Source organism: Legionella sp. km535, from assembly GCF_003990085.1.
Taxonomy (GTDB): Bacteria; Pseudomonadota; Gammaproteobacteria; order Legionellales; family Legionellaceae; genus Legionella; species Legionella moravica.
Genome location: NZ_RZGU01000007.1, coordinates 93,356 through 108,495, shown reverse-complemented (window position 1 = coordinate 108,495; position 15,140 = coordinate 93,356). Strand labels below are relative to the sequence as shown.

Sequence of the window (15,140 nt, the reverse complement as noted above, 5' to 3'; positions counted from 1 at the left end):
TATCTGTTTGATATTGTGTATCAATAATATAGTTAATCTGATTCACTGGCGCCATAAAAGGACCGTATTTTTTATCATTTGGCACTGGGTGGGTTTTGCATTAACCATAAAGCGGGCAGGGTTAATAGAGCTAATCCGATTAAATAAATTGAGAATGCGTTATCTACAAATACATTACTTAAGTATAAGATCATCAGAGGCGCGGTGCCGCCAAATAAAGCATTGCTCAGGTTAAAGAATAAAGTAAAACCGCTCGCACGTTCTTTTTGTGGCAACAATTCAAGGCTGGCGGTAAATACGCTCCCAATAAAAATAGAGATAATGAACGCTAAAACACTGCAAGCCAAAGTAATCTGCAGTAACGATCCTACATTCACCAGGTAATTAATCATTAACCCCCCAATCACAGTCGCTATCAAGCTGAGCACCAATGGAAATGTTCTTCCCAGCACGTCAGAGATAAAGCCTGAGAACAATAAGCCTATGCTATAACACATCATGGCGATTACAATCACATTCGTTGCTACGTTAAAGGTTAATCCATGTTGTTGTAGATATGAAGGCATATAAACAAAGAGGGTATAAAAACTGCCATTGCAGTAAATGGCTAAAAGAAAAATTGCGGCTATTGATTTTTTTTGACGAAACCAGCTATTTTTCAAAGGAGTTCGTTGCATTTTTGCATTTATTTTTGAAAAATCGGTTAATTCTATGGTTTTATTTCGCAAATAAACCCCCACAAGACCAACCAGTATTCCCATTAAAAAGGGAAAACGCCAAACGTAGACTAGATCCTGTTCAGAAAAAAACAACCAGGTTATTTTGCTTATTATAATGGCCAGCAGCAGGCCGCAAATAGAGCCTAAAGTAACAAAGCTAACAGCAAAGCCTTTATGACGCATGGTCACATTTTCGTAGATGTAAATACTGGCTAATGTCATTTCCCCTGCCACCGAAACTCCTTGGGTTAATCGACAAAGCGTAAGCAAAATTGGCGCGACGATGCCAGCGGTTGCGTAAGAAGGCAATAGGCCTATAAAGCTTGAAGAACACGTCATGATGATAAGGGTAATCGTTAACGTATTTTTTCGACCAATCGTGTCGCCCAGATTACCCAGCCAGTAGGCTGCTACTGGTCGAATCAGAAAACCTGACGCAAAAATGGCAAATGTCGCCATTAGAGCGATGTACTTATCGGCATTAGGAAAAAATACTGGTGCTATAAGTGGCGCCATAAATCCATAAATTGCGTAGTCATACATTTCAAGCAGAGTACCTATTGATGACGCAGCAATGAGTTTTTTATTCATATGGATGAAATCAAGGTATTTAATCAATCATTATAGTTGATAATAGGAACCATAATCGTATCTGATAGTCGAGAGTGAACGTGAATTGAATACCAAAGAGTAATAGGGAATGATGCCTGCCTTCTTGTTTCACCTGATAAGTAAAAACAGCCTGGATAATATGTAGTAACTTGAGGATCTTCTTGAACAGAACTTTACATACATCGTTCTCACCAGATAATAGATGTGTTATAATCGGCCAAAATGAATTATTTTGAATCTTCTTGTTGGGTCCTGATTATGAGTATTTATAGTTGTGCAGATCGAGTAAAACAGACACTTAAAAAAGGAATGTTACAAAACCATACAGGATTAATGAATTATCTGTTTCCGTGGATTACTTACAGGCCACTGAACGACGAAGAGAGAGTGTTTCTGGAGGACGTTCATGCCAGGTTAAAATCGATGGGTAAAGAGGCTTATAATGACAGCAAAAAAAAGGATCTTGTTGATTTAATTGAATGCTTAGGAGCTTATACAGAGAGTCATAGTGACCCTGGCTTAAATGAATTACTTGAAATGATTATTGTAGATTTGATAATCGTTAAAGACTGTCGAACACCGATCAATTCATCTGATGAACCTGATTCAAATTCCGAAACTCATAACCCCAAATTATCTTCGTCTTCAGAATTGAATGATCAGTACGAGGCATTACTAAAGAGTCGCTTGTTGGTTAATGAACTCGTTCAAGGAACAATGAAAGAACTGGGGGATTCCGGTGGGCAATGCTATGGTTTTACCATGAGTATGGCGGACTCTGGTTTAAGCCCTTATAAAAACAAAGATAAAAAACATATTGAATTTAATAAAGCAATTCATAAATATCAAAGAAATCAAAATAATCGAGAAAAAGATCAAAAATATATTAAAACAACTCGATTAACCATCAAGACCTTCTGCCCTACTTTAACGGAACAAGCTGAGGAGTTGTATCGCATTGCATCCGGGCATATAGGAGAGGATTTGTCCGTCAGTCTGCAATGTAAACTCGGTAGGCATGCAACCTATTTAAGCATCCAGGACGATCAGAAAATCAGATATACTGATTCAAATCATGGTGTATTTTTGTTTGATACTAAAGAACAGTTTCTCTCTGCCTATAAACTGATGTACCAATACCACAATCAACAAATACCTGGTGTTGCATATACTTTTTTTTCAGTGTCTCGTTTGATGGAAGATAAAAATAATGAATTAGCGGAATCGAATACCCTGACAGATAAATGGCGAAGTCTGTTGACTGGAAGCAAATATGAATCAGATTCAGTCATTTCAACCCCGGAAGTGGCCATTGTAACCAGTGTGGGAGCTTTGGCTGGAGGAGCCATTGGTGTCGTAGTGGGTGCATCTGTTGGCGGTGTTGTTCCAGTACTTGGAACAATAGTTGGGGCAGCAGATTTTGGAGTATTCGCAGGTGCTACAATAGGAAGTTTGGCTGCAGCTAACGCAGTCAAAATAGCGCAAGAAAATGGCCATTTCGGCTTACTTGGACCTTATTTTTTTATGAGAGAAAAGCTGTATGACCTGAGTGAGTCCGTTAAGATAAAACTAGGGTTTCCAAGAGAGTGCGATGAAATTCCCGCAATGATTATTCCTGAATCAGATTCTCATTCCAAAATGCTTGGACGTTTATGCGATGAAGGTATGGCTTCTTCAGTCAATACACAACAGACTATGGCTAGTGAACAAGCAGATACATCACCTCAACTCTCAAATCGGTCAATATATCAAGAATCCAATGCCGATATTGAATCAGTCATCAATAATCAGCCAAGAGTGTAATTGATTCCACCACATCTACAGGACTTCTAAATAACGTCGCTTATTTGGTCGTTCTGTTTCTTTAGTTAGTCCAGTTCTATAATAGGCAGATCAAGTCGGTGAATTAGCGAAATTATTAATTTCAATTTGTTTAATTATTAAACAGCGCTATTTTTTAGTTATATGCTGCAAATTAAGAATGTATATGTTCAGTAGAATTAAGGTTACTTCAAGGTACTCAAGCAATGAGCCTTATTTGGATAAACTGGACATCCTGATTAATAAATACAATGCCAATCAGGCTGAGGGAATAGTCGATCTAATAAGCCTTCAGCAAATCAATGGCTTGGCAGAAAAGCTCTATTATATGGTTCGAGCTGATCCCCCCAAGGATTACGGCTCAGATTTTATGAAGTGGTATAATAAAAAAGAGATTAACCGTGAATTAAAGAGTTTATCGGCCAGTTCTCCTGCAAAAAGCTCCAAAAAACAACGAATAGCTGATATCAGTGTGATCGTGCCCTATCACAGAAAAGATTTTAACAGAATTCCTACACCCAAAGAGTTGAAAAAAAGAGTGAAAAAACTGTTCTTTTTTTCTACTGAACCTAAGTATTTTTCAGACCTCAGAATGTTGCTGCAACAATTTCATGAGCTTGATCCTAATAAACTGGATTTTAATTGGGGTAAGGCTATTGGCCAGCTCGAACTATTACAACAAAAAATAGTGGAAATTTTAATTGATGATATCGACTTGAATGAAAGGTCCGACAGGATTTTATTAGAACGATTGCTATTGGTAGTCAATCGTACCATGAACGAATTTTTCAGAATGAATCGTGATTTAAGTGATCAATATTTGCTGATGGTTGGTCCGGATGCTAAAACAAAACGAGACATACTTAACCGCCTTACAGAACATCAGCCTTTAGATTTCAATCTTCCTGTGTTCACCGTTCGCGGTGCAGATACAATAGTTGATTTAATTCGAGCCGCAACCATGCCAAATCCTTTGGAGCGTATTTCATTATATTCTTTCAGTGAGGCATTAAATCTGGTTCATCATGCTCTTAATCAGGAAGAACACGCCGATGAGCAGTCTATAGCGCCGATTTCTCCAAGATAACACTATTTTGAGTTAGCATTTTTTCACTATAAAAGTCACATCACCAGGTGTATTGCAATTTTTTGCCCGTTTTCTATAAAACACAATTTTGTTGAAACAATAGAATCTTGAATTATGGCGATCAGCGGTTAACGCACGGCTGTCCCATTAAAAATGTGACGTCTTTCCGAGCGTAGCGAGGAATCTCCTGCAAATTGGCACAATCTGAATTAATGCATTAATTATCATTACCTTTTAAACTTTTTTTACAAGGAATTTAATGATGTCATCAGAAGATGTACCTGGATTTTTATATCATTTCGACACGCTAAAGAAATTTAAGGATATGAGCATTCGGCGCCTGCAGAAAAAGGCTGGCTGGGGAGACTCAACTCTTGATATGATTTTAATGGCCGCATTTTAATGGGATCGTGCAACCTTGCAGGAGATTCCTCGCTACGCTCGGAAAGACGTCACATTTTTAATGGGACAGCCGTGGCGGTTAACGTCAAACCTTTTCAATTGAACAGGATTCCTGTTATAGTTTTTTCCTTTTTTAAACATGAACCGATCTTCTTGAATTTATTAAGGAAAATAAATGAGATTTATGGCTTTAAAATGGACACATTTGCTCGTGGCATCGTCGATATGTATAGCGCAAAATGCTCAAGCATTGGTAATTTATGGATTAGATCGTGCCAAGAGCTTTCAATCAAGAACCCATGGCCCCTTTACTATTCAGGTAGGTTCTTTTAAATCCGCGCAAAATGCCAACCAGCTCAAAAATCAAATAGCTTCCCAAACCAGCTATCCAGTCTCGGTTCAATCAGCAAGCGCATTGCATACAGTGATCATTGGTCCTTTAAAAACCGCTGATGCTGTTCGTAGTGCAGGACATTTGCAGACAAAAAATAAAGCTCAAAACAAAAAAATCCTCGCATCAACCCAGGTTCAAAATCCTGTTTTAAACAGACCAGCACATCCTTTGATCGACAATAAAGAGAGAGCATCGTCAGCACCTAAGGCAATTCCAAATATCGGCCATCAAAATCGAGCCATCTACATTGGAGTTGACCTAGGGCTATCGTCACCTAACTCACCTGATTTTATGACTGTAGATAATGGTTCAAATTATCCCCCACCAGAAAATGTGGATCAATATTCTGTAAAATTAAATAATATGACTCAAATGGGATTGCAAATCGGCTCCCGTTGGGAACGAAATGAACAATGGATTCCGGCCTATGCTTTAGCATTGAGATACCAACATCTGTTTCGAAAAAATGTAGATGGCAGTATTACTCAATATTCATTACCCGATTTTAATAACTATTCTTATCGCTGGGGAATTCGTTCCAATGTGCTGTCCTTGTACTCTAAAATGAATCTAGTGTCCTGGGGACGGATTATGCCTTATGTTGATGCTGGAATCGGTGTCGCCTTTAACCAGGGATTGAACTACAGCGAAACAGCTTATCCCGACATCACGGCACGCGTTAGCCCAACTTACCGAGCTAATACAACGCGACAGCTCTCTTATAATCTTGGCGTGGGACTGGATGTCGCTTTGACTCAACAACTTCTGATGTATATTGGCTATGATTTTCAATCCTTTGGCAAGATGGTATCAGATAATGGTGTGTCAACCTGGAATGGTGAGCACTTAAGTTTAGGAACATTTAAAACCAATACTGGCCTGATTGGATTAACTTATGTATTAGGTGATTCATTTTCCTAATCCTGATTACATGCATGTATTTTGAAAAACGGAGATTTTTATGGATTGTGTAAAAGCCTCTCAGGCTTTCCTTTTATCGCTATTATTGAACAATGCTTACGCTGCAATTGATCCGGTTAGCTGGTCTGTTAGTCCTGCAGGCTTTCCCCCGAGCACGATTATTGGGAATAGTTATTCGGTAACGTATACATTTACAAATAATTTGCCTCGCCCGGTTCCTTTCGATGTGAGTTCAGCATTTGATGGCGGCTCGTTTTCTGTAACCCATGGGTGTAAAACCACATTAGCTGGAAAAAATCAGCCTAACAGCAGCTGTGTATTGCATTTGCAGTTTCAACCCAGCTCACCAGGACTGAATACTGCCAAATTAGCGATGCTTTATCATAACAATGTGGTTCCACTTCCTACCTTATCTTCAACATCATCAGAAACGGTAGGGGCAATTAAAGGTTATGTGAGTACGCCACTTCCAAGTGTAACTTATACTGGTGTAACTTATCCGGTACAGTTTACCTATGTCAATCATGGTACTGCCCCTGTTACTGCTACAGCGGTTGTTCCCAGTGGATTCAATCCTAACCCGGCAAATGGGTGCACCGGCCCCATTCCTGTAGGCGGACTATGTACCGTAACGGGAACTTTTACTCCGGCCAGTCTGGGTCAAACCGCATTAGGCGTTACTTATTACTATAATGACGGAAGCATCAGTCGCTCGGTTCCTCTTGTAACCCAAACTGTTGTAAAGAATGGAGCGGGTTGTCATCAAATTAATGGCGCAGCCGCTTTACCTCTGCCTGATAAAACCTATGTCTACGCAGATAATGTGGTTAAATACGAATTTACTAACTTTTGCCCTTCAACAGAAACTTTAGGTACCGTAGCTCTCGTATCTGATGGAACTGCCACTTTAACCAAAGGTACGGATACCTGTTCTGGTGCTACATTGACTCAGAACACAAGCTGTTCTGTTTATGTTTCTGTAGTACCAACCGTTACTACAGCTGATCTTACGGTTAGTGCATCAGTATCCTATCAAGGAGGAACTTTAAGTGCTTCGGCTCATACGAGTGAAGAAGTACAGGCTCTTACCCAAACAGATACCAAGCATACGGTACTGTTTGTTAATCAATGTGATTTTCCAGTATGGTATGAGTTTTCAAATGGTAGCGGAACCAGTGCAGATCCAACCCCTGCAAATGCCCGTACCTTTGCTGATTATCAGATTAATCAGCAAGTTCCTGGGAATTCACCCTTTACAAAAACTCTGATGGTAGATCAATATTTGAACGGTGCCATTTATGTACGAACTGGTTGTGACGCAACGACGGGTGTTTGCCAAACTGCAAATTGCCCCGTTATTCCAGGGACTGCAACATGTCAGGTTGGAGTACAACCAGTTCCCCCTCAAACCAAGTTTGAATTAAATATGGGAACAGCGGGCACGGATGGAGTTTATGATGTATCGCTGATTAATGGTTTTAATGTTCCTGGGCAAGTTCGTTCTTTGGCTCCTGTTAATTCTGGACCACCGCCGGTCAATAACGCCCCATTTCCATTTAATTGCGGTCAATCTACCGGGGCACTGATTCAACCGACCAATACCTCGCTTGGTGCATGTCCCTGGACTTTTTCACCACCAACAACCGCGCCTGACACACCGGCTAATTATATTTGGGTTACAGGGGGAAGTGCCGGTGTGAATTGTACTCAAAATTCTGATTGCGCCCTGTCTCCTTTAGGCAAATATTGTGGTATGACTTCTGCTGATCCAATTGATGGTAAAATTTATCGTCGCTGCGGTGGCTTTTTAGGTTATTGGACCCTGAATGATTATATTGGCGTGACATCACCGACTCAATGGGATCCGGCTTACGATCTTTATGCACTTTATGGAATGGGCACTGTGTTGCAGCCTCAAGGTACTCAATCAGATCAGTACGGTAATTTTGGAGGTTCTGCTGCAACGGTTGCCGCTTTGTATGGGTGTCAAACCACAACAACCAATGCTTTAAACACGGGTTATGCACTACAGCCGAATAATAATGATAAAGTGTGCGGTTGCTATAACTGGAATCAAAGCGGAAGTCAGGCTTACACTCCTCAGATAACCGATTGCACGGGTTTTAATACTCAATGGAATAGTACAGTGTTTCCGCGGATATTATGGTTGAAGCAAGCATGTCCTACCGCATATTCCTTTCCATTTGATGATAAGTCAACGCAATATCAATGCAATGTAAGCGGTCAAAAGACCAGCTATCAAATAACCTTTTGTCCCGGCGGAAAAAACGGCATACCAGCAAGTTAAATTTTTTGATTCAAAGAGAGCTGACTTTACTGCTCTCTTTGAATTAATTCAGTAGCAATCATCTATTTTATTTCGATCGTAGTGTGGTCGTTATCCCCATACGACAGTGCGGCAATAATAAAAAGCTAAGTTAATTAATTTATTGCCAGATCATTTCATATCGGATAGAGTGTTTTATGAAGCTTATCAAAAGGATTCGTTATGCTTTTAAATAAATCGAAATTATCTGTTTTATCCTTAGCCTGTGCAATTTCCATGTTTACAGTATTCCCAAGCAGTGCCGCACCGGAACTCGATCCTTGTGACAACATCACTGGAAAATGGGTTGGCGTAACAAACAGCTATAAATGCACCTGGGATGCAACCGCTGAATTCCAAAAATATAAAAGTACGATACGAATGGACTATCATTTGAAACCCAGATCAAAATGTGGCGATGAGATGGATATCATTTACAGTGGAACCTGTAAAAGAGCCTATCTTAAAATCGAAACGAATGTGCTTGGAACCATATTCGGGGATTCAATCTTTTTACGTGATGCAGACGGAACGGAAGTAAATCTTCAAAAGCGATGATTGGCTGTACTAGGGGCTGTTGACATTTCATTATATTCAAGCCTACTTTCCGCGACTTGTTCGCGGAATCGATAGATCGTGCGCAAAACAAGAATATATTGCACCTATAAAGAGTGAATTGGATCCCGCGAACAAGTCGCGGGACGTCGAAACTTGAATTGTCAACAGCCCCTAATTCATAACTGTATTATTTGTTCAGGTGGACATAGCGTCATTTCGTTCGAGATGACGAGACTACCTATGTGCACTGAAACCCAACCCTGGGCCGTGCATGACGAGCTGCATAGCGGGTCTGTCTTGAAATAATTTGTTTTAATACACGACGATAGGCAAGGCTTAAATCAATAAGTCTATTTTAGTCATAAATTAGCTGGTGTAGCCTGGGAGCAGGCCCCAAGGGCCGTATCCCAGGGTTTCTTTTCAGTTGAAAATGGATTATTACCATAAAATTAGTGAAAGAGATTGGTCTAAGTGAGTTTGGAGAGTAAATGAGTGGTGAACTTAAGCTGGCATAACAATAAAACCTGGGATACGGCCCTTGGGGCCTACTCCCAGGCTACGCCGGCTGTATTATTTGTTCAGGTGGACATAGCGTCATTTCGTTCGAGATGACGAGACTACCTATGTGCACTGAAACCCAACCCTGGGCCGTGCATGACGAGCTGCATTGCGGGTCTGTCTTGAAATAATTTGTTTTAATACACGATAGGCAAGACTTAAATCAATAAGTCTATTTTAGTCATAAATTAGGCCTGCTGTTACACTTCAGGTTTGTTTCACAAGAACTGCATGAAATTCGCCAAATCAATGCGTCTCCAGAAAATCAGACATAGCCTTAAAAATCATAATAAATAGAATTTCAGCTCCGTTAGTTGATCAATTACAGCAGTTATTGCCTATTTGGTCTATATTTTAGAATGAGTGTTTTAAATATTATCACTTGGTTTGATAAGACATGCTGGTTGGATTGTTCTAATAGCAGGTATGGGCATGAGACGAAAATTAGATAAGTTTATTAATAAATTCAAGAAAAGCCCCACTAAATCTGAGTCTATCCCCGATTCAGGGCAACATGCCAGTAGTACTCGCAACAAGGCTACAAACATCGCACAAGCCCCCAGGAAAGTTGATGTCAATGCCATGCCAGAACTTAAATCCTTTGATGCAGGAATATTGCCTAAAAAGGACATGAAGCAATTCAGATCGGATGTAAACAAATTAATTGATGAATTTAACAAGAGTACTGAGCCGGTTCAAAAAAAACAGATTTTGGATCACCTGCAAGCGACAATAAAAGCAGTGGATTGTAAATATCCCCCCAGTATGCTTGCTGAATCTGAAGGGTATAGAACGGCACATGCTGTTTTGTTTAACGAAATTAAAAAGCAAATGAGTCTTCTGGGAATAAACTCATTGCTTTCACCACAATCCAGGAATTCGCCACTGGCTCATGTCGTCGCCAATATGTCTCCAGAGAAGGGAGAAGAATTTCTCGCAATTTTAGCTAAAGGAAAACAAAGTAATCTGACTCAAAAGCTTCTGTCTTTATACGAAAAAAGCGATATGAGCGCGGAAGCAAAGTCATTTCGCGAGTTCCTTGGCAATCATGAAATAAGTTATCTTGGCGGAGGAAATTCAAAGAATTTTAAGGTAGTGAATACAAACGATCAAAGTATTTTAGTCTTAAAAGTAGATTGTCGGTTGGATATGCCCAGAAATGCTGAGATACATCTTAGGGGGAAATTGGGAAATGGTTTTGCTCCAAATCACGCAGAACGGCAACTCACCTATGATGCTCCTGGCGAAGGACCTCAATCGCGTACCTTGCTGGTTACCGAATATTATAGCGGTAGTGATGTGTACGATTACAGGAAGCAAGCAAAGACTGCACCTGAATTGGCTGGCAGTGCTTGTGATGTCTTTAGCCAAATGTCTGGTGTAATGCTGCAAATTCAAAAACAAGGATGCATGTTTCCCGATGCAAAATTAACGAATTGGCTGGTAGATAAAGACGGAACACTCATTATTGCTGATACCAAAAGCTTTGTATTTACTGATAAGGATGGTACTTATTCAAGCAAAGTACCTGGAAACGAATATGCAGACGGACTTTTATTAACTGATGCATTTGAGCCACCAGAGTTTAAGCGTAATGGCCCATATGCTGGGAAGATTACTTCAGAGAGTACTCATGCCTTTATTCTGGGCAAGAATTTGTATACTTTTGTCTCTGGCAAATTTGATGAAAAAAACAGTGGTCATCAATTGGATTTTAGTTCTGAGGCATTTAAAACTGGAACAGGCGTTGAGCTTAAAGCGTTAATTCACGATCTAGTAAAACCGAATCCAGAGGACCGAATATCGGTTGCAGAGGCTCATTCTCGATTATTTGATATCACTAAAAATGAAATTTTCAATGCTTTGGAGTCTCTAAAATTTGGTTCCAAAGACGAAACGATGAGTCAGTATATTCGTGATAAAAAAGAACAGCTCAAAGCAGTGGAGAACAATCCTGCCGAGCAATCCAGAATTATTAAGGAATTAAAATCAACTGTTAGTGCTTTAAAAGCAGATGAAGCTGCAAATGAAGTAAGAAATATTGTCACTAATTACAGAGATAAAGCCGGACTGTTTACTGTTGGAATGAATGAAAAAGCTGATAAGATAGAATCGGCTATGTCAAAAGTACCTATCGAGGCAAGAAAGAATTTTATTGCATCACCTGAATCCAAAGAAGTGTTGCAAGCCCTTGCTACTCATCGTTATTTAGGTAAACGCGGAAACGTTTATTTTAAACCCGGGACTGATGAAATTAATACGGAAAAGGCTGCCACTACCTATAAAAATTTTAAGAGCCGGTTTAATGAGCAAATGAAAGAAATGCGATCAAGTAAAGAAGAGCCTGTACAAAAGGTTGAAGAACACCTTGGTCCTAAAATGAGATAATCTGCCGAATAAATACAGGAACATTAATAATGAACTTAGATACTTTATGCGAACAGTTGGGAGTTAGTTCAACACATTCAGAAGAGCATAATCTGCAATTATTGGAGCGTTGGTGTCTGGAGCATGTTTCTACTGATATCCAAATAAAAACAGGATCAATTAATGAACGATATACCCAATATTTGGAATTGGCGCAGTATTATCTGGAGCAATTTGCGCCGAATATACCGCCTGATCTGGTTAAACCGGTACCTGAATTTGATGATAAAACCACTATTGAAGCGGCAGCTTATTATGGCCTGGATCGAGTGCTTGTTGCTCTCGCTCCTTCACAAGAACTAATTAATACGCCCAATTCATTCGGATTAACTCCTTTGCATGTCGCTGCGATTGAGGGGAATGTTCATACAGTTCAGATTCTTTTGGATTTGGGGGCGGATCCTGCTCAAAAAAATAATCAGCTACAAATGCCAATATTTAATGCCTTGCAACTACCTGTACTTTATGAAAATGAATTGCGAGAAAGCAAGATTAAAATCTACCAATTATTAAAAAAAGCAGACCCTGACACTCTGAATAATCAGGATAGCAGTGGGGATACGGTACTACAAAAGATGGCTGTTCATGATTTTTCTACATTGATAAATGATTTATTAAGCACTCATCCTAATCTTGCCTATACGATGAACAATCATTCACATTATCCAATTCATACGGCGCTATTAAACAATTCAATACATTGTGCAGGCATTCTTTTAAGAGACAAAGAAATGGTTCAAGTTGCGGATACCAAAGGACGCGTTCCGTTGCATTATGCTGCACGCTATAACGGTGTTGACATGATTGCTCTTTGCCTGGCAGCATCTCCTGATAGCGATCCTGTTGATGTTGAAGGCAAAACTCCATTTATGTTAGCTGCTGAGGTGGGGAACCTGGATGCAATGCAAGCACTTCTGGATCGCGGAGCAAATGCTCAATTAACCGATAATCAGGGAAAAACAGCATTACATTTAGCAGCAGAGCAAATGGAGATGAGTGGGGTACGTTGGCTTTTGGCACATACAAAAATTGATGTAAATGCCAGTGATAATCATCGACAAACAGCCCTTTCAATTAGTGAAAGGGCTGGTAATGATAAAATAAGTGAACTGCTTTTGGGTAGGGGGGCACTATCCAGCGTGACACTCAGACACTAAAACTATAGGTGGGAGAGCTGTTAATATTGGGGATAGCGTTCAGAATTTCCTCCTGTTTGCATTATAAGTTAGTCTTTGCTTACAAAGACTTAGGTGAATCTGTATCCAAGGAACAATTTGATTCTTTCGACGTATCGGGATCTTCTTGTTCTTGCCTGGGTTGTTTAAATAAACAATTTACATGCGTCATATTGACAAATAGTCCATAAAACTCTTTTGTTTGTTCTTTTCGGCCTCTAATCCAGCTCATAATACTGTTGTTATTTAATCCTGCACGATATGCAACAATACACATTTTATTTAACATGGCTAAATAATCAATTTTCGACTGAGCACAGCCGTGTTGGTGTATATTCAGCATTGAAATCATGTTTTCTGGAATTGATTTTGAAATTTGCTTACCATCGGGCTGGGTCACCTGGATAGATCTTCCGCTATGCCATTCAGTGGTAAGAATTTTATTCACCAGAGTACTTACAATAATTTGAGCCGTGCTTTCTTCAATATTATCGAGTTTGCTATTGAGCATGGCGCGTTGGTTTGATAATTCAGCATATTTTTTCGGTTTTAATGGATGTTCTTTATCGTTTATTTTGTTTTCAATTGCATGAAGCTCCTGTTCCAGAAGTCTTTTTTGTATGGGTTTTTGCCATATAAAAATAGCACCTATATTCATGACGGCATATTCGATGAAGTTGCTGAGCTCTTGTCCTTTAAAGAATGAAAAACACTCTTGAATGGGGGTCTCTCTTAAAAATTTAGTATACTGCGACGTGGGCTCTTGATGTTCGGCTTGATCATCCTTGCTTAGGTCCAGTGGTCTAAAATTCATAATGGCTTGATTCATTAATCGGTAATTAGGAATAGAAAAGCCACCAAGCTCTTTGAGTGATGCGCCACCGGCGACAAGAACCTGTTTGCAAAAATCGAAGCAGTTATGCCATAGTCCGCCCCAGAACCAACGTTCCTGACATAATTTAATCAGTTCATTACTCGCTTTATCAGGATTTTTTAAAGGGACTTTTTGTACCGCTACAACCCGTTTATTCCATTTGTCCAGGTAGAAATCTCTGAACTCTTCATCACTTATATAGACTGGATAGTTATATAATCCATCAATATGTACATAACCTTTATCCTCTCCAAGGTGTAATAAGGTATGTCCCATACCCGGCTCGACGCCTCGGCCTCCGGAAACATAAACAATTGAAAAATCTACTGCTTGTAATAATTTGTGCAGAGGCGGAGGACTGTAGTTCCAATTAAAGATACTTACTTCAACATTAGGGGTGATTAGTTCATCCCGGGTGCTTTTATAGAGTCTTTTGTGATAAAAATCGCGATTTTTGCAGAGTTGTGCCAGGTTGAGTAAAACGTGGTTTTGATCATAGGTAAACAGGTCGGACTGGATTAATAAAACCAAACGCTCACTCAATCGGTTTAATTGGGTTGATAATTGCTCTTTGTCGTGCGTTTCCGAGAGTCGCTTGATTTTCTCACGCAGCTTATCAATCAATGGTCGCTGTTCCTGACTGATATCAGAAAATTCTATTTGCTTCGATAAATAGTTTACCAAGTCGTTATCATCAAGGACATCATAAAATGATTTGAGCATTAGGTTGAGGCGGTCTTCCAGCGCTTGCTCCAAATTTATTTTGCTTCGGTCATCACAATGAAGTGTCATGCCTTCCTGTTTTAAAAACCGTTCAAGCTGGTTGGCGGTTAAAGAATCTCTTTTCATATATAGTTCTAACAGGGAGCGTAATTGTAGCATGGACAAGAGTCTGTCATGGTTCAGCTCTTTTAGTTTTTTTTCGTTATTATTCAATATTAAAGTTAAACGTTTCAGTTCTTTTGCATAGTTGAATGGGTTCGGCATAAGGCTCACTTAAAACTTTAATCATGTTTAAAGAAAAGAAGTATTAGGGTAATTATAATCTATTGTGATACATAAATAAACACTTTAATGTTTATTTGTTCATTTCTGGGTGTAATAGTGCTTTTACTTAATAAGATGCTTCAAGAGCTCATGTTTTTGCTCTATAGATTAAGAGTACTGGAAAGAATACCAATCGATCAGTAGAATGACAGGACAATCGGAACGGATCGCCTCCTTATTTTTTAGTTGCATCTTTACAAAATGATTAGGGGTTATAGA

General features: G+C 39.5%; 10 protein-coding genes. 8 read left to right on the top strand and 2 right to left on the bottom strand.

Annotated elements, in window-relative coordinates; genetic code table 11:
* Positions 1 to 74: 74 nt before the first annotated feature.
* On the bottom strand, positions 75 to 1,310 hold the full coding sequence (locus tag ELY21_RS05970) for an MFS transporter (RefSeq protein ID WP_127107787.1): 1,236 nt from the start codon (positions 1,308 to 1,310) through the stop codon (positions 75 to 77).
* Between the two features lie 279 nt (positions 1,311 to 1,589).
* Between ELY21_RS05970 and ELY21_RS05965 the strand changes: the two genes are divergently transcribed.
* From ELY21_RS05965 to ELY21_RS05935, 8 genes are all read left to right on the top strand, one after another.
* A complete protein-coding gene (locus ELY21_RS05965; RefSeq protein ID WP_127107785.1) occupies positions 1,590 to 3,134 on the top strand; it encodes a hypothetical protein in 1,545 nt (514 codons plus the stop codon).
* Between the two features lie 184 nt (positions 3,135 to 3,318).
* Positions 3,319 to 4,239: a hypothetical protein gene (locus tag ELY21_RS05960; RefSeq protein WP_127107783.1), complete on the top strand. Its 921-nt coding sequence runs from the start codon at positions 3,319 to 3,321 to the stop codon at positions 4,237 to 4,239.
* Positions 4,240 to 4,498: 259 nt separating this feature from the next.
* On the top strand, positions 4,499 to 4,642 hold the full coding sequence (locus ELY21_RS15570; protein WP_155824935.1) for a hypothetical protein: 144 nt from the start codon (positions 4,499 to 4,501) through the stop codon (positions 4,640 to 4,642).
* Between the two features lie 174 nt (positions 4,643 to 4,816).
* Positions 4,817 to 5,956, top strand: coding sequence for an SPOR domain-containing protein (locus tag ELY21_RS05955; protein WP_127107781.1), 1,140 nt, complete (start codon positions 4,817 to 4,819; stop codon positions 5,954 to 5,956).
* Between the two features lie 40 nt (positions 5,957 to 5,996).
* Positions 5,997 to 8,264 (top strand): thaumatin family protein, encoded by a 2,268-nt coding sequence (locus tag ELY21_RS05950; RefSeq protein ID WP_127107779.1) that lies wholly within the window; start codon positions 5,997 to 5,999, stop codon positions 8,262 to 8,264.
* Between the two features lie 201 nt (positions 8,265 to 8,465).
* Positions 8,466 to 8,840: a hypothetical protein gene (locus tag ELY21_RS05945; RefSeq protein ID WP_127107777.1), complete on the top strand. Its 375-nt coding sequence runs from the start codon at positions 8,466 to 8,468 to the stop codon at positions 8,838 to 8,840.
* Positions 8,841 to 9,830: 990 nt separating this feature from the next.
* A complete protein-coding gene (locus tag ELY21_RS05940; RefSeq protein ID WP_127107775.1) occupies positions 9,831 to 11,786 on the top strand; it encodes a hypothetical protein in 1,956 nt (651 codons plus the stop codon).
* Between the two features lie 29 nt (positions 11,787 to 11,815).
* Complete coding sequence (locus ELY21_RS05935) at positions 11,816 to 12,982, top strand: ankyrin repeat domain-containing protein (RefSeq protein ID WP_127107773.1); 1,167 nt, start codon at positions 11,816 to 11,818, stop codon at positions 12,980 to 12,982.
* Between the two features lie 79 nt (positions 12,983 to 13,061).
* Here the strand turns inward: ELY21_RS05935 and ELY21_RS05930 are convergent, their stop codons facing one another.
* Entirely contained in the window at positions 13,062 to 14,861 is a 1,800-nt protein-coding gene (locus tag ELY21_RS05930) for a hypothetical protein (protein WP_127107771.1), read from the bottom strand.
* Positions 14,862 to 15,140 lie beyond the last annotated feature (279 nt).

Excerpts from the sequence above, each read along its gene's own strand:
- ELY21_RS05970 (WP_127107787.1), bottom strand. The coding sequence starts at position 1,310 with ATGAATAAAAAACTCATTGCTGCGTCATCAATAGGTACTCTGCTTGAA.
- ELY21_RS05965 (WP_127107785.1), top strand. The coding sequence starts at position 1,590 with ATGAGTATTTATAGTTGTGCAGATCGAGTAAAACAGACACTTAAAAAA.
- ELY21_RS05960 (WP_127107783.1), top strand. The coding sequence starts at position 3,319 with ATGTTCAGTAGAATTAAGGTTACTTCAAGGTACTCAAGCAATGAGCCT.
- ELY21_RS15570 (WP_155824935.1), top strand. The coding sequence starts at position 4,499 with ATGATGTCATCAGAAGATGTACCTGGATTTTTATATCATTTCGACACG.
- ELY21_RS05955 (WP_127107781.1), top strand. The coding sequence starts at position 4,817 with ATGAGATTTATGGCTTTAAAATGGACACATTTGCTCGTGGCATCGTCG.
- ELY21_RS05950 (WP_127107779.1), top strand. The coding sequence starts at position 5,997 with ATGGATTGTGTAAAAGCCTCTCAGGCTTTCCTTTTATCGCTATTATTG.
- ELY21_RS05945 (WP_127107777.1), top strand. The coding sequence starts at position 8,466 with ATGCTTTTAAATAAATCGAAATTATCTGTTTTATCCTTAGCCTGTGCA.
- ELY21_RS05940 (WP_127107775.1), top strand. The coding sequence starts at position 9,831 with ATGAGACGAAAATTAGATAAGTTTATTAATAAATTCAAGAAAAGCCCC.
- ELY21_RS05935 (WP_127107773.1), top strand. The coding sequence starts at position 11,816 with ATGAACTTAGATACTTTATGCGAACAGTTGGGAGTTAGTTCAACACAT.
- ELY21_RS05930 (WP_127107771.1), bottom strand. The coding sequence starts at position 14,861 with ATGCCGAACCCATTCAACTATGCAAAAGAACTGAAACGTTTAACTTTA.